12 protein-coding genes are annotated in these 22,810 nt (G+C 64.7%); 6 read left to right on the forward strand and 6 right to left on the reverse strand.

The features are described 5' to 3' along the window. Window positions 1-460: 460 nt before the first annotated feature. Both ACYVLQ_RS11070 and ACYVLQ_RS11075 read right to left on the reverse strand, forming a co-directional pair. Window positions 461-1,174: a site-specific integrase gene (locus ACYVLQ_RS11070; protein ID WP_460697303.1), complete on the reverse strand. Its 714-nt coding sequence runs from the start codon at window positions 1,172-1,174 to the stop codon at window positions 461-463. Next, entirely contained in the window at window positions 1,071-1,757 is a 687-nt protein-coding gene (locus ACYVLQ_RS11075; RefSeq protein ID WP_460697304.1) for a hypothetical protein, read from the reverse strand. Before ACYVLQ_RS11075 ends, ACYVLQ_RS11070 begins: the two co-directional genes overlap by 104 nt. Window positions 1,758-2,102: 345 nt before the next feature. Between ACYVLQ_RS11075 and ACYVLQ_RS11080 the strand changes: the two genes are divergently transcribed. The 6 genes from ACYVLQ_RS11080 (at window position 2,103) to ACYVLQ_RS11105 (ending at window position 12,607) form a co-directional block, all read left to right on the forward strand. Continuing rightward, window positions 2,103-2,501: an SseB family protein gene (locus tag ACYVLQ_RS11080; RefSeq protein ID WP_460697305.1), complete on the forward strand. Its 399-nt coding sequence runs from the start codon at window positions 2,103-2,105 to the stop codon at window positions 2,499-2,501. Further along, entirely contained in the window at window positions 2,502-3,098 is a 597-nt protein-coding gene (locus ACYVLQ_RS11085) for a type VII secretion target (RefSeq protein WP_460697306.1), read from the forward strand. It abuts the gene before it with no gap. A gap of 2 nt (window positions 3,099-3,100) precedes the next feature. Then, the gene (locus tag ACYVLQ_RS11090; RefSeq protein WP_460697307.1) at window positions 3,101-8,356 is read left to right on the forward strand and encodes a putative T7SS-secreted protein; all 5,256 of its coding nucleotides are present in this window, start codon (window positions 3,101-3,103) and stop codon (window positions 8,354-8,356) included. After that, window positions 8,347-8,718 (forward strand): hypothetical protein, encoded by a 372-nt coding sequence (locus ACYVLQ_RS11095; protein ID WP_460697308.1) that lies wholly within the window; start codon window positions 8,347-8,349, stop codon window positions 8,716-8,718. Before ACYVLQ_RS11090 ends, ACYVLQ_RS11095 begins: the two co-directional genes overlap by 10 nt. 5 nt (window positions 8,719-8,723) lie before the next feature. Continuing rightward, window positions 8,724-9,098 carry an ADP-ribosylation/crystallin J1 gene (locus ACYVLQ_RS11100; RefSeq protein WP_460697309.1) on the forward strand — a complete coding sequence of 125 codons (375 nt, stop codon included), beginning with the start codon at window positions 8,724-8,726 and terminating at the stop codon, window positions 9,096-9,098. Window positions 9,099-9,739: 641 nt separating this feature from the next. Next, entirely contained in the window at window positions 9,740-12,607 is a 2,868-nt protein-coding gene (locus ACYVLQ_RS11105) for an NACHT domain-containing protein (protein WP_460697310.1), read from the forward strand. Here the strand turns inward: ACYVLQ_RS11105 and ACYVLQ_RS11110 are convergent. From ACYVLQ_RS11110 to ACYVLQ_RS11125, 4 genes are all read right to left on the reverse strand, one after another. Then, the gene (locus tag ACYVLQ_RS11110; RefSeq protein ID WP_460697311.1) at window positions 12,594-15,440 is read right to left on the reverse strand and encodes a DUF499 domain-containing protein; all 2,847 of its coding nucleotides are present in this window, start codon (window positions 15,438-15,440) and stop codon (window positions 12,594-12,596) included. The genes ACYVLQ_RS11105 and ACYVLQ_RS11110 overlap by 14 nt on opposite strands. A 252-nt stretch (window positions 15,441-15,692) precedes the next feature. Continuing rightward, window positions 15,693-18,437, reverse strand: a complete 2,745-nt coding sequence (locus tag ACYVLQ_RS11115) for a DUF1156 domain-containing protein (protein ID WP_460697451.1) — start codon at window positions 18,435-18,437, stop codon at window positions 15,693-15,695. 38 nt (window positions 18,438-18,475) lie between these two features. Further along, window positions 18,476-21,637, reverse strand: a complete 3,162-nt coding sequence (locus ACYVLQ_RS11120; protein ID WP_460697312.1) for a DEAD/DEAH box helicase — start codon at window positions 21,635-21,637, stop codon at window positions 18,476-18,478. A gap of 104 nt (window positions 21,638-21,741) precedes the next feature. Beyond that, window positions 21,742-22,800, reverse strand: a complete 1,059-nt coding sequence (locus ACYVLQ_RS11125) for a Wadjet anti-phage system protein JetD domain-containing protein (protein WP_460697313.1) — start codon at window positions 22,798-22,800, stop codon at window positions 21,742-21,744. Between the last annotated feature and the right edge of the window lie 10 nt (window positions 22,801-22,810).

A 22,810-nucleotide genomic window follows, 5' to 3' on the forward strand; every position in this document is an offset into this window, starting at 1 on the left:
CGGTGGATGTCCGCGTTTGATGTGGTTGCTGGGTTACTGATGTAGAGGGCTGTGGCGGCAAATGATCCGAAACTCCGGGATGGTGGGGAGGATCGGTTGACTGTTGGTGCGGTGTGTTGAAATCGTCGCTGCTGCAGGGCGTTTCGGCTGTGTAGCGGGCCAGTTTGACCTGAAGCGAGGCGGCTGTGCGTGCGCTTGCTGCAAGTCGTGAGCCTTGATTTAGTGTGGCTGGTCGCGAGTTTGCTCGTATGAATTCTTTCTCGTTCGCGGCCTGGTTGGTGCATGCTCAGCGCGGGTTGTGAGTGCGTTCGATGCTATCGCGCATTGTGGACCGAATCAGAAGGTTGAGAGTTTGTAGCTGTCCGTATGCCGTAATAGCGGAGTGCCTCTCCATTTCCTTGAGTGCCTGTCAGTTTCCGAGTGTGCCAAGAGTGTGCCAAATCGAGGATCGTCTGTGTGTTCAGGTGAATAGTGCGGCGCCGGCGGCGCGGAGGTCTTCGGGTTGTGCGTCGGAGTAGATGGACAGGAGACGGCAGGGTCGTGGCCGTGCCAGGCTTGCGACGATGTGCGGGGGAATGCCGAGGGCCAGCATCAGCGACACCGAGGTGTTGCGCAGGTGCTTGAGCGGGATGCGGCGGAGCCCGGCGCGGGTGCGGAGACGCTGGAACTCGTCGCTGTACCACTCGGGCCGGACGGGTGTGCCGTCTTCGTGGACGGCGATGAGCCGGTCATCGGTCCATTCGATGCCCAATGCCTGGCATTCGGCCATTTGTAGCTTCTTGAGTGCGTCGAGGGCTTCGACGACATCGGCGGGTGGAGGGAGGTCGCGGCGGCTGCGACGGGACTTGGGCCGGTTCTCTTCGGTGTGGGTGCCGTCAATCGCAACGCGGCCGCGCCGGATGCGGAGGGTGGTGCTGGTGAATCGTGTCCAGCGCGCGGCGAGGACTTCGCTGCGGCGCATGCCGTAGCACGACAGCAGCCAGCAGGCGTAGAGGCGGTGGGTGCGGGCGTATTCGCGGAAGGCTGCCATCTCGGCGACGGTCCACGACCGCGTTTCGTTGTCGTCGTCATCATCGGCGATGTCGTCGGGTGGTCGTTCCACGAGCGCGATCACGTTGCGGGGGAGAAAACCTTGGTCGACGTAGGACTGTAAAACCGCGCCGAAGGCGGTCAAGGTGGCGCGGACGGTGACTGGTTTGACCCCCTGCTGGAATCGAGGTCGCCTGCGTGCCGGGCGCGTAAACGCCGCGACGTAGACGGGTGATACGGCCGGTGCGCAGCAGTGCTGAGAGGCTGGATCGGACGTTGCCGTCCGGGAATTCGGCGTTGATGGCGCGAGTCGAGATTCCGTCGGGGTGATTGGCGATGAAGTCGGCGATGCGTGTGGTGAGGGATTCGGGGTCGTAGCGGTGCCGGTCGACGCGGCCGGCAGTGAGCATCCACTCGACCAATGCATCGCCGTCGGCCTTGGTGAGGTCGGCCAGTTTGCGGCCACCGAACTTCCGCCGGACGGGCTTGAGGTCGTTGATCAAGCCCCGCAGCGAGATCGTGCGGATGCCGCGTCGGCCGTCGAGCCACTCGTCGCACGCTTCGTCCACCGTGAGGTTCGTGAAACGCACATACTTGCCCTCGGCGACCTCCGTGGAGATCCTTCGATATTCGCGCCGCGCCACCGCGGCAGTGGGGTAGGTGAACCGCTGTCTGTCGCGGGTGCCGTCCGGTTTGGTGCCGATGTCGATCTGAAAGGTGTAGGTCACCGTGCCGTTCTTTGCGATGCGCTTGTCGATAGGTTCAGCGCGCCGTGTCTTCTTTCTGGGAGGTACGGGTCTGGTCATAAGTGCTATTCCTTTCGGTTGTGGCTACTGCGAGCCTGGCGAATCAAGTGCCTATGGACGCGCTGACCAGAAGCGGCGTGGGGTGTCTCTGTTATGCGGCCACTTTCACAGGTCCGGGCTGAGCGTCAGCCGTCGCGTAATCACCCGGCTGAGCATTGGGTTATCGGCGTGGGCGCCGCTTCTAGTGCATGGCGTGCGTGTACCTGGTCTGTATGCTCGGAGTGCCGTTGCTCGGGGGTGGTTGTCGACCGGGAGGGGAGTGCCGACGTGATCGATACCGAGGATGGCCTGGCGGTGTTGCGGGCCGAGATCGCGGCGTTCTATGCCGGGTTCGGGCAGCCGGATGCCCTGGTTGCCGCGTTCCGTGATGCGGCGTTGTTGGTGCCGCTCACTGATGATGACCGGATCTCCACGTGCGAGGTCGGTGGCGTGTGGTGGATTGCCGCGTTCACTAGCGAGGAGGAGTTCGCGCGCTATCTGGCGCGCCGTGGTGCCGCCTCCGGTGGTGAGCTTCGGTATCACACGTTGTGTGGTTGGCGGTTAGGCGAGTACGCCGCCGAGTGCGAGGATCCGACGGGCGTGATGATCGACGCGGTCGGGCCTGCGCCGATGGCATTTCCACCGATGATCGATGAGGATTCGGCGGCCAGGGTGGGGGTGTTGTAGGTGGCGGCGGAGCAACTGAATGTCGATCCGGCGGTGTTGCAGCAGGCTGCCGATGGGATCAACGGGATTGTCGGGGAGTTGTCGGAGCTGGGGACCGGTGAGACGGGGGCGGTTGGTCGGGGGTTTTCGGTGCTGGCGTTGTCGCCGTTGCAGGCGGGGAAGGCGTCGGTGCAGCAGGCGATGGAGACGTTCACCGAGCGCTGGTCGTGGGGTGTGCGGGCGCTGGTGCAGGCGGGTAACGCGATGGCGGAGACCCTCGGTCTGGCGGCGGGCCGCTATCACGAGATGGAGGAGACTTTCTCCAACACGTTCAAGGAGATGTACTCCCACATCGCTGGTGATCCGCATCTGTCGAAGGAGCAGATCGACGCCCGTTTGTGGGGAGATACGTTGGCCGACAACGGGTTCAACCAGGTCCGGCATGCCGATTACAGCGGGCAGTCCTTTTCGGACGCGTTCTCCCATATCGATAAGAACGTGCAGGTGATCCAGGCGGTCACACCGGATGCGTTGAGTAACAGTGGTTTTCCATCGAACTGGAACACCGGCGCGGCGGAGAGGGCTGCGCAGATCATGAATGGTCAAGGGGGGAGCTGACTGTGGGGTTGTTCGACAGCATCGGTGACGCGGTCGAGAACACCGTCGAGAAGATCACCGAGAAGGCCGGAGAGATCACCGACACGGGCTTGGACAAGGCGGCATCGGCGGCGCGGTGGGCGGGCGCGGATGGTGTGGCGGAGGGCCTGGACGATCTGGGTGACCGGATCGTCGATGCGACCGGCGGTGAGGTGGATGAGCGGGAGTTGGGGGAGACCGAGGATCCGAAGGAGCTGATCCGCGGGGAGCCGGCGGCGATCACGCATGCTGCCGAGCAGTTGAAGCAGATGGGGGATTCGATCGAGAAGACCGGCGACGCGCTGGGCAAGGTGAATATCGCGGACTGGACCGGCCAGTCCGCGGACGCGTTCCATGCCGAGTTCGGCAAGCAGCCGAAGCTGTGGTGGGAGGGCTCGGACGCCATGCACAAGGCGGCCGGTGTACTTGAGGCGTGGTATCACGAGGTCACGGCCGCGCAGACGAAAGCGGCCGACGCGATCGCGAAGTGGAAGCAGGCCGACACCGAGGAGCGCAACAAGAAGAACGCGTGGAACGCGCTGTCGGACGAGGCGAAGAAGAAGACCCCGCTCGTCGACACCTGGACCTCGATGCGCGACACGGCACGGGATATCTTGCGGGGTGCGCGATCTCAGCGTGACAATGCCGCCGCGACCGCGGTGTCGGGACTGTCTGCGGCCACGGAAACGGCGCCGGAAGAGCCACCGTTCACCTCCCGGATGGCGGCCGATTTCCTGGACCTGGGGCAGGCCACGGATCAGTCGAGACTGAACTTCACCAAGGGCCTGCTGACCAGTGCGACCGGGATCGTCCAGTTCGTGCGGCAGGTGTCACCGATCGACACCTACAACATGACCCACCCCGCCCAGTACATGCAGGGCATGTCGGACCTGGGCACCGGCATGGTCGTCGCAGCCGCCGACCCAGGGGCCACGGTCTCGACGTTCCTGTCCGATGCCCGCAAGAACCCATCGGAATTCCTCGGTACGGTAACCGGGGACCTGGTCACCACCGTCGGCACCGGTGGTGCGGGAGCAGCCAAACCGGCGCTGTCGGCAGTGCGGGAAGCCAGCGAAGTCTCACGAATCGGCACGGTGACCCGCGCGGCCGAGAACCTCGCCGAGGACGCTCCCGGCAGCAGCACCACCCGCGCTGCAACACACACTCCCGACACCCCGACCACACCGGAAACCCACCCGGGACCGGCCACTCACCCCACGACCGGTCCCCATCCGAGCTCGGAAACTCCTTCCGCGCCACACGATCCCGGAAGCCAACCGACTGGAACCAGCGCCGACACAGGCTCCGGGCCACACGATTCCGCTGCGCGGCCCGAGGCCCCAGCACCGGATCAAGCCGAGACCGTCGGCACGCATGCGGGCGATACCCCTGGCCCGCACGGGCACGAACCGGGCCAGCCCACACCGGATTCCGGCGCCCAACCCGACGGCGCATCTCACCCGTCGGACCCGCCGCACACCGAATCTCCGGCCGACAGCGGCCCGAAAGGCGACAGCACGCACCCCGGCGACCACTCGCCCGGAGACACCTCACACCCCAACGATTCCCCTCACACGGGCCCCGACGCGCATCCCCCGGACCAGTCACCGGTCGATCATTCCCCGGATACACCGGCGGAGCGGGCTCACGCCGATCAGGGCGCGCACGACACGGCTCGGGAGGCGGGGCCGGAGCACGACCGCACCGAGAATGAGAAGACGGTGTCGGAGGACCCGGTCGATATCGCCACCGGCGAGTTCCTGTTGCCGGAGACCGATATCGAGCTGCCGGGTGTGCTGCGGCTGGTATTGCGGCGCGCGCATCGCTCGAACTATCGGTTCGGTCGCTGGTTCGGCCCGTCGTGGTCGGCGACTCTCGATATGCGGCTGGTGGTCGAGCAGGAGGGCGTGACCTTCATCGGGGAGGACGGCATCATGCTGGCCTACCCGCACGCCGAGGCCGGCACCGCAGTCGAGCCGGTGACGGGCGGGCAGCGGTGGACGCTGACTCGCACCGACACCGGCGGCTACCGGGTGTGGGATCAACGCCGCGAACTGATCTGGCACTTCGCGCCCGAGCCCGGCCTCGACGGGCTGGACTCCCGGCTGGGGAACTATGCGCTGTCGGCGATCACCGACCGGCACCGCAACCGCATCCGATTCCACTACGACAGCGACGGCGCACCGGTCGAGGTATCGCACTCGGGCGGGTACAGGGTGCGGGTCGACACCGCCGCCGGCCGCGTCACCGGGCTGTCCGTCGTAGATCACGGTACCACGGTCCGAGTGCGTGGATTCGCGTACAACGCAGGCGAATTGGTGTCGGTGACCAACGCGGTCGGCGCGACGACGGCGTATGCGTATGACGGTCATCGGATGATGTCGTGGATCGATTCCAACGGCAACCAGATGGTCAACACCTACGACGAAGCCGGGCGTGTGATCTTCCAGCGCGGCACAGCAGGGGTCCTGGACAGCGACTTCGACTACTTCGCATTCCCGGACGGCACGGGAAGCCTCACCACTGTGACCGATTCCCTCGGCGGAGTTACCCGGCATGGGTTCGACCCTGATCTGCGACTGCGTGACCTGGTGGACCCGGCCGGTGGCCGCACTCGTATCAACTACAACGCCGACCGGCGACCGCTGGCGGTTGTCGCACCCGACGGGGGTACCACCCGATACGCCTACAACGGCGAGGGTGACATCGCGGCGGTCACCCGGCCGGACGGCCGGACGGTCTCGATCGACTACATGTTCCGGAACCGGCCCACCGCGATCACCGGCGCCGATGACAGCGTGCGTCGCCAGGAATGGAACAAACACGGGGATCTGGTCGCGGTTGTCGACGCTGCGGGCGCGCGCACCGAGTACACCTACCGCGCTAACGGTGCGGTCGCCGAGATCGTCCATTCCACCGGCGCCCGCACCACAATGGACACCGACGCCGCCGGGCTGCCGATGCGGATCACCGACCCCTACGGTGCGGTCACCCGCATCGACCGCGACGGCTTCGGCCGCCCGACCACAGTCACCGACCCCCTCGGCTCCACAACCCGGTACGAGTGGTCGGCCGCCGGGACACTACTGCGTCGCATCGACCCGGACGGCCACCACGAGGAGTGGACCTACGACGGGGAGGGCAACACCCTCACCCACACCGACCGCGCCGGTGGCATCACCCAATACACCTACGGCGCTTTCGATCTGCTGGCCTCACGCACCGACCCCGACGGCACGGTCACCTGCTACACGTGGGACACCCAGCGACGGCTGCGCACCGTCACCAACCCGCTCGGCCAACGCTGGACCTACGACTACGACACCGCCGGCCGCCTCATCGCCGAAACCGACTACAGCGGCGCCACTACCCGATACAGCCACGACACCGCCGGCCGTATCGCCACCGTCACCCCCGCGACCGGCATCACCCGCCACCACACCCACGACATCCTCGGCCGCCTCACCGACATCACCGCCGACACCGGCGAATTCCTCCGCTACACCCACGACCCCACCGGACGAATCCTCACCGCCGTCACCGGAACCGGCGAAGACGCCACGCACACACTGGAATTCACCTACACCTCCACCGGCCGCATCGCCACCGAGCACCTCGATGACCGGCCCCCGATCAGACACGACTACGACCAGCACAGCCGCCGCATCCAACGCACCACCGGTTCCGGCACTACCACCTGGCAGTGGGATCATGCCGGGCGCATACGCAGCCTGTCCGCCGACGACAACACCGTCACGTTCACCTACGACCCCGCCAGCCGCCCCACCGGCTGGACCCTCGGCGAGATCGCTGTCGAACGGTCCCTCACCAACATCGGCCACATCGCCACACAAACGGTCACCGGCCACCCGGCCCACGCCCTCAACCTTGGCATCGGCCCATCCACGCGGCCAGAACCACGGCTGCTCCGCCACGACGAATTCGCCTACCGCCCAGACGGATACCTCACCAGCCACACCCTCACCCGCCCCGACGACGGGCAACCCGTCGAATCCGACTACGTTCTGGATCTGGCCGGACGCGTCACTGCCATCACCCGCGATGGCACGCTAGCCGAGGCATACACCTACGACCCGCTCCACAACATCACCACCAGCCTCCCCCAACCCGCCGCCGTACCGCCGGGAACTCCCGACCGCGCCCAACCGGTCGAGCGGGAATACCACGGCAACCTCCTCATCCGTGATGGTGACACCCGCTACCACCACGACCCGGCGGGCCGACTCACCCGCAAAGAGATCACTCGGCCTTCCCAGCAGCCGGAGGTGTGGCACTACGGGTACAACGCTTTCGACCAACTCACCGACGTCCGCACCCCCGCCGGCGAATGGTGGCACTACACCTACGACGCCCTCGGCCGCCGCACCACCAAACAACACCTCGACAGCGACGGGACAACCCTTCAACGCGTCGACTACACCTGGGACGGCACCCACCTCATCGAAGAGGCCATCGCCGCGACCCGGAGCCGCTGGCAGTACCAGCCCAATACCTACACGCCGATCACACAGGCCGTCGACGACCACACCGGCACCCGCACCGTCCGAGCGGTCATCACCGACGTCGTCGGAACCCCCAGCGAACTCATCGATCCAGCCACCGCACACATCACGGCAACCGCGACGGTTCACCTTTGGGGATCCACCACCTGGCACGGGGAGCCAGGAACTGCGCTGCGGCTGCCGGGCCAGCTCCACGATCCCGAAACCGGCCTGCACCACAGCCTGCACCGAATGTACGACCCGGCCACCGGACGATTCCTCACCCGGGACCCGATCGGCCTCGCACCCGCGGACAACCCACACAGCTACCCGCTGAACCCCACCGCCTGGACCGACCCTCTCGGACTGATGCCCCGAGACGTCCACGACACTAACTCGACCACTCCGAGAGTCGAATCCCCTGGCACGACGCTGTACCGGAATGTTGACGCCAACGAATTCAATTCGATTGCGGAAACCGGTGAATTCACAAACGGCCCCGGAAACATGGAAGGAAAATGGTTCGCACACGAAGGCGAACACGCAGAGCGCTGGGGCGAAGTCCTCAACGGAGGCGATGGATTGACGGTCCAGACGTCGATTCCCCAATGGCTGTTCGACCGACTGCACCACCACCCCGGCGGCAAACTCGACGGCATCGGACCCGCATCGTACGCGGACACAGAACTCATGAGGCTGATCAACCTCTACGGGAACGGGATCAACCTATGGCCATAAACAAGATAGAGAACCCTGAAGCAATCGCCTGTCTACAATGGATACCACCCGAACAAGGAGGTCGACAGACAGGCCCGCCCACAGCACCGGTCTATACGACAACGGCAGTCTTCCGGCTCGGCGGCGAAGAAGAAACCCAGCCGGGATGGCCCGCGCAATCCAACCAGGCCATCAGCATCCTCATCGAGCGCACCGGAGAAGACTGCGACGGTGGCGAACTCGTCAATATCGGATTCCTGGCCCCCGATCTCGCGCTCCCCTACCTCCATGAAGGAGCCGAGATCCTGGTTTTGGAAGGGCCGAAGGTCGTTGCCTCCATGGTCGTGCGCGACGTCGCTCACCACACCCCCGAGGCAAAATAAGCATGGTGAACGGCGAACCGACGACCCAGCTGTGGAGGCCCACCGGCCCTGAGGAGTTGGACCTGGTAGCTGCGTCCGGATGGCGGGAGTGGCCACTGCGGTTGCCATCGCAGCCGATCTTCTATCCAGTCCTCAACGAGGAATACGCCATCATGATCGCACGAGACTGGAACGTCCCAGCCTCTGGCGCCGGGTTCGTAACCAGCTTCAATATCGAGACCGCCTTCCTCGACCGCTACGAAATCCACCAGGTCGGCGGTCGAAATATTCTCGAATACTGGATACCGGCCGAAGACCTGCCCGAGTTCAACGGGCACATCGTCGGAAAGATCGAGGTCGTCCACCGATTCCCCAATGCGGAAACTCTCCCGAACGAGTAATAGGTCCGCGGCAGCCAGCAGGCGGTGATATCTTCAACGAACCGCGGTGATTCTTTCGGATCAGTCAGAAGATGTTACATTCAGTGTGTACGGGCGTCAATGTCTGCCACTGGTGCAACCAACAAGAGGTATCATTGAGCCGTCGATGCCTTCCCGGTAATGTATGTCGTTGGGCAGCGCACCCGCCGAGAGGAACGGGGCGTTGGGCCTGGTGCAAGCCGCCAGATCCTCGCGGCGACTCCTGAACCTGGTACCGCGGCCCGGTACCTCGGAACACAAGCTCGTCGAGGGACTCGGGAGCTCAATATCGACCCGGCGTATGGCTCTCGGTAGGCGCGCGAACCTCGTCTACGGCCCGCTTCCGCTTGCCTTGGAGCAGCGAAGAACAAGGATGCATGCGGGCAGTTGCGCACCGTAGAAAGGTTGGGCTGAGGCCGGTCACTGTCCGCCTATTTGTCCGCCCTCGGCGGCAAGCTCGAACTGCTCGCCGACATCGGTGGTCTGCTAAGGATGTTGGCCAATCCGGTCGCATGATTCAATCCATGGTCGAGGCGACTGCCCTGTGGTCGTACGTGGATCATCGAGGTAGTCTCTGGCTCAACACATTTCGAAGTGATGCAACCGAATGATGGGGATTGTCGGTGGACTACGACCTCGACCGGCTTGGCTGGCGCGAGATGGAACATCTGACACAGGCTTTGGCGCTGGACGTGCTCGGCAACGGGGTGCACGTTTTCGGGGATGGTCCGGACGGGGGTAGAGAGGCGGAGTTCGAGGGGAAGCTGAACTTCCCTGTGCCCGCCCCCGACGGTCCATGGGACGGATATGGCGTTATCCAGGTTAAACATCGTCTGCGTTCGCAGGGGCGTTCCGATAACGTGCGCTGGCTGCGGGAGCAGATTCGGGGAGAAGTTGCCGAATGGATGAAGCCGAGTTCGAAGCGGGGCCGTCTGCCGCAGTATTTCTTGGTAGTCACGAACGTCGAGCTTTCCCCGAAGCCGGATGACGGTGGACTCGCGAAGATCGAGCACTTCATGGGCGAGGAGGTAGCTCCCGGTCTCGGTTTGAAGGGGTGGTGCGTCTGGGACTACATGACTGTCTGTCGCCTACTCGACCGCACACCGGCGGTCGCCCAGCGGTATCTCGGGTTCATCGCTCCAGGGGATCTGCTCGCCCGGTTGAACGAGTATGTCGACGGCATGACGCCGGATCTCGGCACGACGCTGCTCACTCACTGCGCGAAGGAGATGCTGTCCGAGCAGTATGTGACCTTGGGGCAGGCGGGTGATCACGACGGGCAATCGTTGTCGCTGCTGCGGGTCGCCGTCGATCTGCCGGCGGTGGCAGGCGATAACGATGACGTCGGCGTCGTGGCGCACGTGATCGAGCAGGGGGAGCGATCGCTGCGCGATGAGCCCGGCGGGCTCGTGATCCTGGGCGGACCAGGGCAGGGTAAAACGACCGTGGCCCAACTGATATGCCAGGCGTACCGGGTGGCTCAGCTGCAGGATGTGCCCGATGATTCCCTGACGGCCGAAGCCCGCAAGTTCCGCAACGGATTCACCGGGGATTTGATCGGCAAGCTGGGAATCGATGTGCCGGTGATGCGGCGCTGGCCGTGTCAGGTCCGGCTCGACCAATACGCCGACGCGTTGGCAGTCACCCCGGGCCTGTCGTTACTCGAACATATCGCGGATCGAATGAGCCGAGTGGCCACCGGAACGATAACCGGGATGCAGCTCGGTTCGTGGTTGCACCGCTGGCCCTGGGCCGTCGTATTGGACGGACTGGACGAGGTCCCGGAGTCGCGGACCCGCGCGACTCTGTTGCAGCGGGTGAGCGACTTTCGAATCGACGTGAAGGCGTCCAAATCCGATGTGTTGCTGGTGGTGACCACGCGGCCGCAAGGCTATGCAGCAGAATTCTCGGCGGCGGAATTCCGGGAAGTGCGTTTGCGCGGCCTCACGCCCGGTGAGGCGGTTCGGTATGCCGAACGACTCGCTGCCGCCCGCTATCCCGACGATCCGGACAGGCGCGACCAGATGCTGCACCGGATCAACGATGCGGCCGCCGACAACGAGGTGACGTCGCTGCTCATGCGGTCACCGTTGCAGATCACCATCATGGCGCTGTTGCTGGAGCGGCAGCATCGCGCGCCGCGGCACAGGTTCGAGTTGTACCGCGGATACTACGAGACGGTGTACAACCGAGAAGCCGCGAAGGACACCCCGGATGCGGCGACACTGCAACGCCACAAGCCGCACATTGACGCTCTGCACGCTCGGGCCGGGTTGGTATTGCAGGCGCGAGCGGAGCATGAGGGCGATGCCGAATCCATGTTGACCGAGGATGACCTGCGCGGCGAGTCGTTCACTCTGCTGACCGACGAAGGGTTCGACGACGACGAGGCGGATGAGCGGTCGCGGCGGATGGTCCAGCTCGCGCAGCGTCGCCTGGTTCTGCTCGTGCCCCGGCCGGACGATGGAGTGGGGTTCGAAGTGCGCACCCTGCAAGAGTATTTCGCCGCCCGAGCGTTGCTGTCGGTCTATGAGACCAGCGTGACCTTGCGGCTCATGAGCCTGGTGCCGTCTCTCCACTGGCGTGATACCTGGTTGTTCGCCGCAGGCGAGATTTTCGCCGAGCGGCATGCGTTGCGTGACGCGGTACTGAGCGAGCTGATCGCGGTGAACCAGGAAGACAAGGTCAGCCTGGTGTGCTTGCCTGCGGCCCGGCTAGCGATCGACCTGCTCGCGGAAAACGTCGCCGACGCGTCGCCAAGATTCCAGAAGAGTTTGGCCGGCATGGCGCTGGAGCTGCGTATGCAGTACCCGGTCGGCGCCACGGTGCTGCGTTTGGCAGAGGTGCTCGCCGAACTCGTCGACCGGCACCCGACCGTGGCCGATGTCGTGGAGCGGGCGATCACGGACGCGCTGAGCTCTTCGGGTCGGCCCGGGTTGTCCGCTCTCGCCCTGAGCGCGGCATGGGCCGGTGGCGGGGCGCTCGCCAAGTTCGGGCAGGCCGGGTTGGACCACGCCTTCGCGGGCCTGACGCATGCGGATCCGGGCTGGCGGGCGGCGGTGGCCAGCCTTGCGCTCACGATCCCGCTGCCGCAGCTTCGCCGATTCGAACTTACCGATGTAGCGTCCCGGCGAACCGTACGGCTGACGTCACTGATCGATGACCTGCCCCGGCACGCGTCACTGCGGGATGGCGATATTCCGGCAGCGACGGCGCTTGTCGAGGCGCTGGGGGATGCGACTGCGGAGTGCTGCGAATGGGACGGCGGTCATCCCGTCGTGAAGGTCGATCGGTTCTATCGGCCTGACCTGGCAGTCGTCGGACCTGCGCTGGACAACCCGCGGGTTGCCGCCGCTTTCGTCGCAACGATCGACGCCATCGGCCTCAGTTATTGGCCAGTGGCGAGCCTGCTACGACAGGTGCTGGTGCTGTGGGCTGAACGCAGGCAGGTCGCGCATCTGCTGCTCGACGCCCGGCTCAACAGTCCCTGACAGTCACCGGAACACCGAGCTCGCCGATCAGTTGACGTATCTCCTCGACCTGGTCAGGAGGCAGGTGTGCCTGAATCGTGAACTGTACGTAGCTCATGCTTCGGCGGTCCAGCGCGTCGAACAGGCGCCGAAAGACCTGTGCCAGCACTTCTGCCGCGTCGGGGTCGGTTGTCAGATTCTTCATCGCGGTGAAGCCCAGGATCTGCTCACTGGGACCGGTCTCGTCGGACGGCTCGGCCGAATCCGAGCCGTACGGTTCGGTCGGGGCTTTTGTCGTGAGCGGCCCATTCTTGCCGGGCTTCGGCGACTTTTCCGGCTTCGGAGCGGGTTTGGCCAACCGGTAGGTCGGCGCGTTCAGGTTGATATTGGCGGGGTCGTCGATTACGACGTCTTCGTCCGCGGCCCGGACGATTCGTAGCTCGCCGGCCGTCACGGCCTCGTGGATCGCGATCTTCAGGTCGGCCTCACCGGCCGGCAGCAGTGCTAGGCGTGGGGTGTTCCAGAACGCGTCACGTACTTCGGGAAGCGGTCGGCCGTAGTCGTTTTCGCGGAGATTGTGCACCAGCGCGCGGCCAGTGAACTTGTCCTTGGGAAACGCCTTCTGCACCTGGGCAAGCAATTCCCAGACTTTGACCCCGTCGAGTGTTCCCTCCTCGAGATTGCGCTGTTCGACGTCGCGTTCCACGGCCGGATCGGGTTGGGCTAGGAACAGTACGTGCTGAAAGCCCCGGGAGACATATTCGTCGACCCGCTTGCGAGACCTGTCGCGCTGTTCGGTGGCCTTGGAGCGCAGGTCGTCGTCTGACTCCACTTCGGGGCCGTCGAGGACGCGTTCGTAAGCGAGATATTCGGCCGCAGCCTTGCGCGCCAGAGCCCGCGAGCGCGCGGAGCAGACGAGAAATACCATCGACGACGCCCACGCGGTGAATACGGAGTCGGCGCCGAGTCCGAGCAGTGCGCGCACGGCATCGAGCGTTGGTTGCTGAGTCCCGTTGCCGAGGGTGAACATGGCGGGATCGAGCACGAACAGCCGGGTTGTCCGGGCCTTGTCCAGCTCTGCATGAATGAGCGTGTCCCGGTGGGTGCTGTCGTGCTCCGTGGCCACGAACCGCGCGTCGGCGAAGTAACCCCGTTTTATCATCGTCGTCGTTCGCGCCGCGATCGTATCGTCGCGGTCGGCGTCGGTGACGGTGTTGCGCATGGCGCGGAAAAGCATCGGTAGCTGCTGATTCGCCGACAGGTAGTAGCGACGGGGCTGACCGCCTTTTCCATCGTAGACTTCCAGACAGGCCAGGCCGGTTCCCTCGGAATCGCACAACGCGCGGACGATGGCGTCCGCGTCGTTGTAGCCGAACGTGTTGTCCGGGACCATCATCGCGGCCTTGACTTCCGGATCGCTTGCGCCACGCCGGGATCCGCCGCCTCTGGTGCCGACGATCGAGGTGAGGAATATCAGGGTCGCGGCGCGTTCCGCGGCGCGTGGATTCGTCGTCTGCCACGGCGTGGCGGGGCGAAAACGGTCCTGTCGCCGGGCAGCGCCCTCCTTGTCGTCGAGGTCTACAACGTCGTTCACCGCGATGGATCGATAGTTGGTCCGGGTCTTGGTCCCGCTCACCAGGCCGGAGTCCAGCACCGCCTCACGTACTCGCTCGTCGGACAGCGGCACGTCCCCCGCTCCGATGAGGAGCGGCACCCACTCTCCGGCTTCGGCTCGGTCCGCCAGTGTGCTTACCGTCGCGGCGAAGATCTTGATGGTCGACCGGACCTGTTGGTAGGCGGCCAGATTCGCCCATTCCCGCTCGGCCAGGTCGATCAGCTGCGGATGGAACGGAAATGTCCGCTGCACCTCCTCGGCAAAGCGGCGGGTCCACGGAGACCCGAGCGTGGCGATCACCTTGGTGCGCCAGGAGTCATGCTCGAACACCGGCGTGAGGCTGTCTACGGCCGCTGTGATCGCATCAAGGAAGGCCTGCTGATCGAATACGTCGAATAGTCGACGGCGGAGAATAGCAGTGAAGTCGGCATTCTCGTTGACCACCATCGGTCGGCCGTTGCGCTGCAGGTAGGCCTCCAGATCCTGGCGCCGGGCGTCCCCGTCGCCCTGGAGCGTTGTCTGATCCTTCTCGGAGGAGATCATGACGACAACCATTACGGTGTTCGGCACGTCGCCGACCGCCTCGGTGATGTTCCGCAGGAAGGCCATGTCCTGCGCTGTGAGCTTCTCGTTGTTCGTGCCCTCCAAGCCGTCGCCGATGTAGTTCACGATCTCGTCGACGATGATCAGAACCGGGCGCCCCACCTGGTGGATCGCCTCGGCGATCTTGGCCTTGTTCGAGAAGTACGCCTTGTACTCCTCGTACCGCCGTTCGCGGTCCGCCAACGGCTCGAACAGCCGCCACAGAAACCGTTCGAAGAGGTTGAACGACCACGGGCCGTCTTGATCAGGATCGGGCGCGCCAGGGGTCATATTGTCGCACGACAGCACCACCGCGTGCGGCCGGTCGAGGTCCGCCGGCAGATCGCGGCCGATCATTTCACGGGCGTGGTCGAACACCGCGCGACCGATATCCTGCTGCGCCAGCGCCTCCGGCGCCGTGGCGAGGTGCCAGGCGCCGATGCACGCGTGTGACTTGCCGCCGCCCATGCCCTGATCGAGGCGCACCAGCCGGTAGCCCCGATCCGATCGATTGCCGCCACCCAAGCGGATCGCGATGCGCGCGAGCAACTCGACGAGTTGATCTGTGGGATAGGTGATCTGGCCGTAGTAGTCGGCGTTCGCGTAGCGCGGCTTTCCCACGCCCTTGCCGTAGACGACCCGATAGAGCGAGGCCACCGTGTCGTCGATTCCGGACGATCCGCTGACCTCATCGCGCAGCCGCAGTGTCCGCCACCATGTGGTCGCCTCGACATCAACCACACGTGCCCCTCGATTTCGATGCGTTGTGCCCGCGGCTGCTCACCGCTCGTGTGGCCAGTGTGGCACCAACTCCGGCGTTTGCGCGGCCGTCTACGGGAAACAGCCTGCCACAATGGGTTTGGGGCGTCTACCGGTGCAGCGGCATTTACTAGGACGGCGGCATTCGGTTCAGAACAGCGAGCCCTGTGCGTTTCGATCCCTGCGCCTGTGCGACTCGGTGGTCAGGTCGTCGCGCCGCGAGCGTGCGGCGGCGGCGATCACGCCGGCCTCGCGGCGCATCGCCTGCCAGCTCCGCACATCCGGATCGCTTGGGGGCAGCCGTTCGATCAGGAATGCGACTGTGGCCCATAGCTGCTCGTCGTCGACATCCCGACCGGCTGCGACCATCACCGCGGCGACATCGTCGCTGTCTCCGAGCGACCAAGCCCGCGCGATAGCCAGCACGACATCGATCAGGGCCGAGTGGGTGTCGACAGCATTGGTGAACTGGTCGGCCTGGACGAATCGGCATCCGCCGGTGGCCTTGCGCACCAGGGAGTTGAGGTCCTTGGACTCTATACCGGAAGTGAAACTGTGCCAACGCAATTCGGACTGCGGTACGAGGTCGCGGCCGAACAACTCAACCCACCACAATGCGAATTTGGTTCTCTCGTCGAACATCTCGATCGGGACGGAGTTGATCTTGTCCAGCGCGATCTCTTGCACCGTGCGGCGGGCGGTCGCCAGCAGGGCGACCAAATCCACTGGTGTGCCGGTGTTGTCGGTGATCCGACTGTAGCGGCCGGCCACCTCCATCGCCGGGCCTGCGGAGGCCATGAGCATATCGGTGGGCGCCAATCCCGACATCTCCCACAGCCGGAAGCGGTCCGCTATCTCCGACCGGATCTGATTCTCCACGGCGGCTAGCGCCCCTGGCAGCCGGTTCACCGAGGCGGACCGGCATGCCATGGTCAACGTGGTCACCACATTCTTCGCCCCTGCCCCGGCGCCGCCCGCCTCCGTCTTGGCCGGCCACGACGCGGTCATCACGAGCTCGGCCTGCTCCAGCGCGGACAGCATCCGATACCAGACCCGAAGATCGTTGTGCCCGAAGACAATGGTCACGACGCCGTCGCGGGCGACGACTCGCTGCATCTCGCCGTAGGCCCTGGCGATCATGGCGTCGTAGTGTTCGACGGTGCGGTGGTCTCCCGCCGGCGCCCCACCACGTTTGACGGTGATCTCGTCGGTCTTCTCCTGGACGCCGTCCGGATGCATCGTCATCGAGAGCGAGGGGTCCGCGGTGTACATGGCTCGTTTGGCCCACACGTAGAACAGGTCACTGGAGTCGCTGTAATCGATCATGTCGTCGTAGGGGGGGTCTGTTACTACGGCGGTCATACCGCCGTCCCGGAACGGGAGCATCGTGGCGTTGCCGCGTTGAATGTCCGCGGGGGTGGACCCGAACCGTGCTCGGATTTCGCGCAGCGTGGAAACAGTCTTCTTCTCGAGGGATTCCCACGATCCGGGGCCGTCCGAGAGCCCGCACTCGAACCAGTCGTAGGAGAACGTGACCGCAGATTGATTGACGAACAGATCGCCGACTTTCTGCGCTCTCACCTCGAGGCGGCATCCGCGCGAGGTTCGGCGGATCTTGCGCATCATCGCTGCTGTAGCGAAACTGGCCAGTGCACGAACGTACGCGGCCGAGGCGCCTGCCGATAGAAACTCAGCTGACAGCTCGTTGATCGCACGAGCCAGCTGGATCAGGCCGAGGGTTTGCCGCGGAGGGACAAGATCACCGTAGGTCCGGTCGCCGTAGTTCACCGACTGGATCGTCCAGGTGTTCCCCGCGGGGATACGTTCATCCGGGCGTGCGCTGAGCGTTCCGAAGGGTAGCTCAGTGGCGAGCGCCTTTGCAGCCAGCTCGACGGCGTCGAACTCCACCCTGGTGGGCTCCCGGAATACCTTCGTCCCATCGTCGGCGATGTCCGCGGCCACCAGCAGTGCGTCGCGGCGCAAGCCCTCGGCGCTGAGCCGGGTATGCACGGACTTGGGATGAACGTGATTGCAGAACGGGCACACGGCAACTCGGCCTTCGGAGGCATACTTGCTGCGGCCGGCCTGCACCCGCGTGGGACTGCCGTGTGGCGGACCGGCATGGGGAACCGCGCGGAACGTGCCGGACACGGTGTCGACCTCGATGTCGAAGCTCTGTCCCTCGTCTGCCGGTCGCCTGGCGGTCTTCTTCCGCGGCAGTCGCAGCCACAGCTCCCCCACCAGCGGAAAGCGATTCCCGCATTCCTGGCACGGCAGGGTCGACGCCCACAGGTATCCCCAGGGATACCGTTGGTTGTGGCGCGGGTAGAACTCAGTCATGCGATCGGTATATCGCCGCCCGACCTCCGCGAGAAAGGTGGCGACATCGTGCTCGATCCGGTTGTCGTCCAGATGCTCTGTCCCGAACGGGAGTTCAGGTTCTCCAGACCAGTCGCGAAATGGCGCGTCGGCCAGGAGCGAGCCGCCGAGTACCGCGAAAGGCGAGTAGTCGATCCCGTCGGCCGTGACGCCGAGCCGGCCTGCCTCCAACGGGATCATCGCCCGCCCGGAGAACGGGTCCAGAATCCTTGCGCCGTCTGGGTGCGCCGCCGCAAGAGCTTTGCGGATGATTGATATCGGCCCACCGAGGTAGCTGGCCTGCTTCCTGGTTTTGGCGTCCCGGATGCCCAAAACGGCGCGGACCGCATTCTGCAGTTCCTTCTGCTCGGCCACGTCGTCCGGCCAGGGGAGCAGGCTGGTGAGCACCGCGGCCTTGGCCTGGGCCGTGGGTCGCTTGGCAAACCACACCCAGAGACTGGACTCGGTGTTTCCACTGCCCCAGCCATTGGCCGAGGCCTCGCTCACTTCGGTGCACGGGAACCACCGTTCGATCATGCGGGTCACCAGGGCTGCTCCTCATCTGTCGGTGCGAGTCAGTGGTGGTCGGCCTGGTAGCGACCGGCAAGGTATGACTCAAGAGTCTTACCCGTAATGTGTGTCGCCGCTTCAGTTTTGAGCAAGTCGGGGAAGGCTGCGACCGGATCAGGTACGCGTGCGTACAGAGACCCATGTCCGTTCTGGCAGTACTCCACCAGATACAGTACGTAGTTTTCGCGATGCTGGGTGGCCATTAGAATCTCGTCGCCCCGCAGCGTGATCCCCTCCTCCGCGGCGGCTTGCCACATTCCATATGCGCAGATGAAGAGCTGTTGGTCGCCATGTGTGGCGCGTAATGCGAAGCCGCGCAGCTGTTTCCGAACGTCTTCGACGGTCCAACCGTCCGAGGTAAACAGTCCGGCGGCATGTTCCGCGGCGATGGAGTGTGCTTGGTGACGCTCTACAGCGATTGTCGCGCTGGCGGCTGGTGCCACCGAAAGGTATGCGGCGACCTGAGGTTGATCGGCTTCGACCCGATACAGCCGATCGAGTTCACAGAGTCTCTGCTCGACGGCGTGGGCGATCCGGTCGCGGGCGGCGATTCGTTCCGACCGGTCATCGACCTCCAGAGTCAGATCGACAGGGAGATTCGCGAGTTCTCGTTTGGCTCCCGAATAACCTCTTCTGGCTTCTTCTTTTCGCTCTTCTACGGCGGCGCTGAGTATTCGGGCGGCCTCGCTGGCAGCGACCGCAATCGTGGCCGCATCGACGACACCGCTGGAACGCTGCATGGGGACAAGGCGTGCCAGGCACTCCCAGGCCACTCGACGAGTTCGGCAATCGGAGTCGACCCGGATCAGTACGGACCACGGTTCGCGGGATGCCAGTGCGCGCAGAGACGAGGTGAACACGATCAGGTAGTACGGCGAAGCAGCTGACGGGTCATCGGCAGCGGAGCCGCGAAAGGCGTCGGGTGCCAAAGCATTCGACGCCAGCGCGGTCAGCTCGGTGAAGGCGAGGCTGCCGGGACCGAACGGAGCCGCATCGATCGTTGCGGCTCCCCGGCACTCGGTGTCCAGAAATACGCGAACCCCCGCGCCGAGCGCCGTGGTCGTCTGGTTTGTCGATTCGAGTAGCATGACGCCTTCACCGGCCGCGGTATGGTGTGCCTGCACCACGCCGGCGGCGTCGAGCCGGCGCAGATACGCCTCCACGATGGCCGGGTTGACTTGTTGGAGAATGGATTCGCGGACATGGGCCATCCCCGTCTTGGAATCGATCTCGCTGGCCAGTCGGGCCTCCTGCCGGTGTGCGCTCTCTGCTTGCTGGAGCAGTCGGGATACCGTGACCCGGTCGACGGCGGCGGCGATGTCCGCACATTCCGACTCGTTGTCCGCGTACAGAGTGCGCAGCCACTGCTCGTACGGAACTTCGGCGAGTTCCGCAACGACGGAAAGACTGTCGAACATCATGCCGCCGAGCTCATTTGCGGCCGTGACGAAGTTCTCCAGGAGCTTGTGCAGCGTGTCTCCCTCCCTGGTTCCCGTCGCGACCAGGTTGTACAGCTCCACATCCCGGGTCTGGCCGACGCGATGGATGCGACCCATGCGCTGCTCCAAGCGCACCAGAGACCACGGAATATCGTAATTGATGAGCACATGGGCTACCTGTAGGTCGATTCCCTCGTTGCCCGCATCGGTCGATACGATGATCTGAAACCGTCCCGCCATGAACGCCTTGCGTATATCGTCACGCTCGGTGTGTGAGTAGCGGCCGCTGTAGACTCGGGCGCTGTATCCGTCGAGAGTCAGACAGTGCGCGATCCACTCGGCGGTGTCAGAATACTCGGAAAATATTACCGCCTGGCCCCTGCCCGGCGTAATGCCATTGACGCTCAAGCAATCATCTACCAACATCCGCCACTTCGATGGAATGTAGTCCGCGGCACGCGAGTGGATGCGGTCGAGCAACTCGTGGATGGCTAGCCGCTCCGCCTGCGCAGCGCGTGATTCCACACAGATGACTCGGGCCTCGTCCTGTATGGGCGCATCCTCGTCGTCGGGATCGGCCTCGAGCGCGGCCTCCGCTGGCGACTGCAAACCCATCCCGGAAACGCGTCGCCGCAGCGTGCACGACAGTGCGTGCAGGCTGGACGCACCTCGCTTGCCGTAGACCATCCGGGCCAGCGTTCGTGCTCTAACGGGAAAGAACTGGTCCACCATGGCAATTGCTTGGGTGTAGATATTGGCTTCGTAGGGGCTCAAGGGGATTCGAAAATTGGTGGCACGGCGCTTCTTGAACAGTGGTGTCGTACCGTCGTGATCGACGAGGTCTTCCTTCATTCGACGCAGAAAATGCGTCGGCCCGGGACGAAGCGGCGGCAAGGATAGTGCCGAATCCATTCCGGGATCTGGGTAGATCTCGTGGTCGACGAGGTGGAGCAGGTGGCGGAACAGCCATTCCGAACCACGATGTGGAGTCGCGGTCATGAGCAGGATCCGTGGGGTGTGCCGGGTGAGCAGTCGACCCACCTGATACAGCGATCGTGCCGTGGGTGTCAGTCGATGCGCTTCGTCGAAAACTACGACGTCCCACCCACTCCGGTCCGGGTGAATCATGTCTTGCACGGCCGGATTCCCTGCGGCCAGCTCCAGCGAGGTGATCCACAGCGGGTGGTCGGTTTCGAGGCCGCCCTCGCGGATCGTCGCCGCGGTGACCCTACGAAGCCCACCTCCGAAGAATCGGTCGAAATCGGCCTGCCATTTAGTCACCAGCCCGGCAGGGGCGACGACGAGCGCGCGGCGGACGAGTCCTCGTCTCCGCATCTCGCGCAGGTACAGACCCGCCATGATCGTCTTGCCGGTTCCCGGCTCGTCCGCGAGCAGGAATCGAAGTCGCGGCTGCGGGAGCATGGCCCCATAGACGGCGTTGTGCTGGTGTATGTACGGGCGCAATGCTGTTTCGCCAGGGGGGTTGGCGAGTGCGGTCGCATCTGCAGTCGCCATCCAGACGGTCCACATCGCCGCCACGACACCGGCGGACGATCCGCCACCGTCGGGCTCGAGAGCCTCGACCGCTGCCGCCTCATCCTCGGTCAGATGTATCTTGGCGAGATTGTCGCTGCCCGGTGCTGCGGCGTACACGATCCATCCGCCCTCGCCGTCGGGGCGGATGAAGTCCACCGTCAGCCATTCGGCTGGTCGATTCGGCAGTCGCACAAGGGATCCCGGCCGTAATGGTTCCGCCACCCCTGCCTCCCGTGTCTGTCTCGGCGCTTCAGTTACTCTACGGGCTCACCCGAGGCAACGAGGTAGGTCGACTCTCACCGCATGCTCGATGTTTCGGAACGTTGGGCCAGTCCATTACAGGTAACTGACCCGGGGACGATTCGCATGAGGCTGAGTGCCCAGTCAACGATCGCTTGGGCTGGCACTGCCTCTTGGGCGACGCGCCCTCGTGCCGCACGAATGTGTGCGAGTTGGTCGTCGAGTCTCGCGCTCATCCAGTCTCGGCCGCCATGGCCAGCCCAGTCGATGGCCCCGGATTCCTGCACTCGACGCGTGCCCATCACGGCCCAGAGCCCCTCAGCGGGGTGGATTGCGGGCGCATCGGTGACCGCTGCTGCGGCGGCAGCGATGGCGAGGCCTGGGGGATCGTAGTCACCCCAGTACCAGACCCTGCCTTCGACTGGGCCGCGACCTGCGAGGTCGACGGTGAGTGAGCTGGCCTGGCTGGGAAATGCGCGGCCGCAGCCCCATGCGACAGCGCCGATCGGGTGGCCTGTGGCGGTTGTCAGTGCGTGGGCCGCGGCCCAATACGTGTCGCTATTTTCGACGACGAGAACATCCTGACCGTTCCCGGTTGCTGCTGCTGGTAGTGGTGGGGCGAGCCGTGCGCACGCCAGCATGTCGAGGGTCAGCCGGTCGGGGGCGAAGATGCTGGTCCGGACGAGTTCGTCCAGTCGCTTCTCCCTGCCGAAGATGTCGACCGAGCGATACCGCATGGGAACGATCGGCGCGGGCCCAGTGTCGTGCCGGTTGAGCCAGTAGTTGATCAGGACGAGGTCGGCATACAGTTGGTCGGGCATCGATGGTCGCGATGCCGCCCAGCCCAGTTCGACCCGCCACGGAAATGTCGTCCACGGTCGTGGCTTCGGATTCTTGCGGGCTATGGGCACGGTGATGGAGCGAGGGATTGTTCCGGTGGCTTTGTCGCGTGCGTATGCGGGGAGTTCGATTGTGCCGTCACGGTTCAGCGTGTGGAGTGTTTCCAGGAGCGCCGCCTCTTGATGTCGGTCGCCGCTGAGGCGGGGTGCCGCGCCGCACCACAGTGTCCACACCGTTTCGGCCGGAACGCGAACTAATCCGAGCGTGGTCAGCATGGCGCCGAGA

It is taken from the genome of Nocardia thraciensis (genome assembly GCF_054782435.1).

Bases quoted from the DNA above. Each gene is read 5' to 3' on its own strand.
- ACYVLQ_RS11095 (WP_460697308.1), top strand. From the start codon at position 8,347: ATGGCCATAAACAAGATAGAGAACCCTGAAGCAATCGCCTGTCTACAA.
- ACYVLQ_RS11125 (WP_460697313.1), bottom strand. From the start codon at position 22,800: ATGCTGACCACGCTCGGATTAGTTCGCGTTCCGGCCGAAACGGTGTGG.
- ACYVLQ_RS11115 (WP_460697451.1), bottom strand. From the start codon at position 18,437: ATGATCGAACGGTGGTTCCCGTGCACCGAAGTGAGCGAGGCCTCGGCC.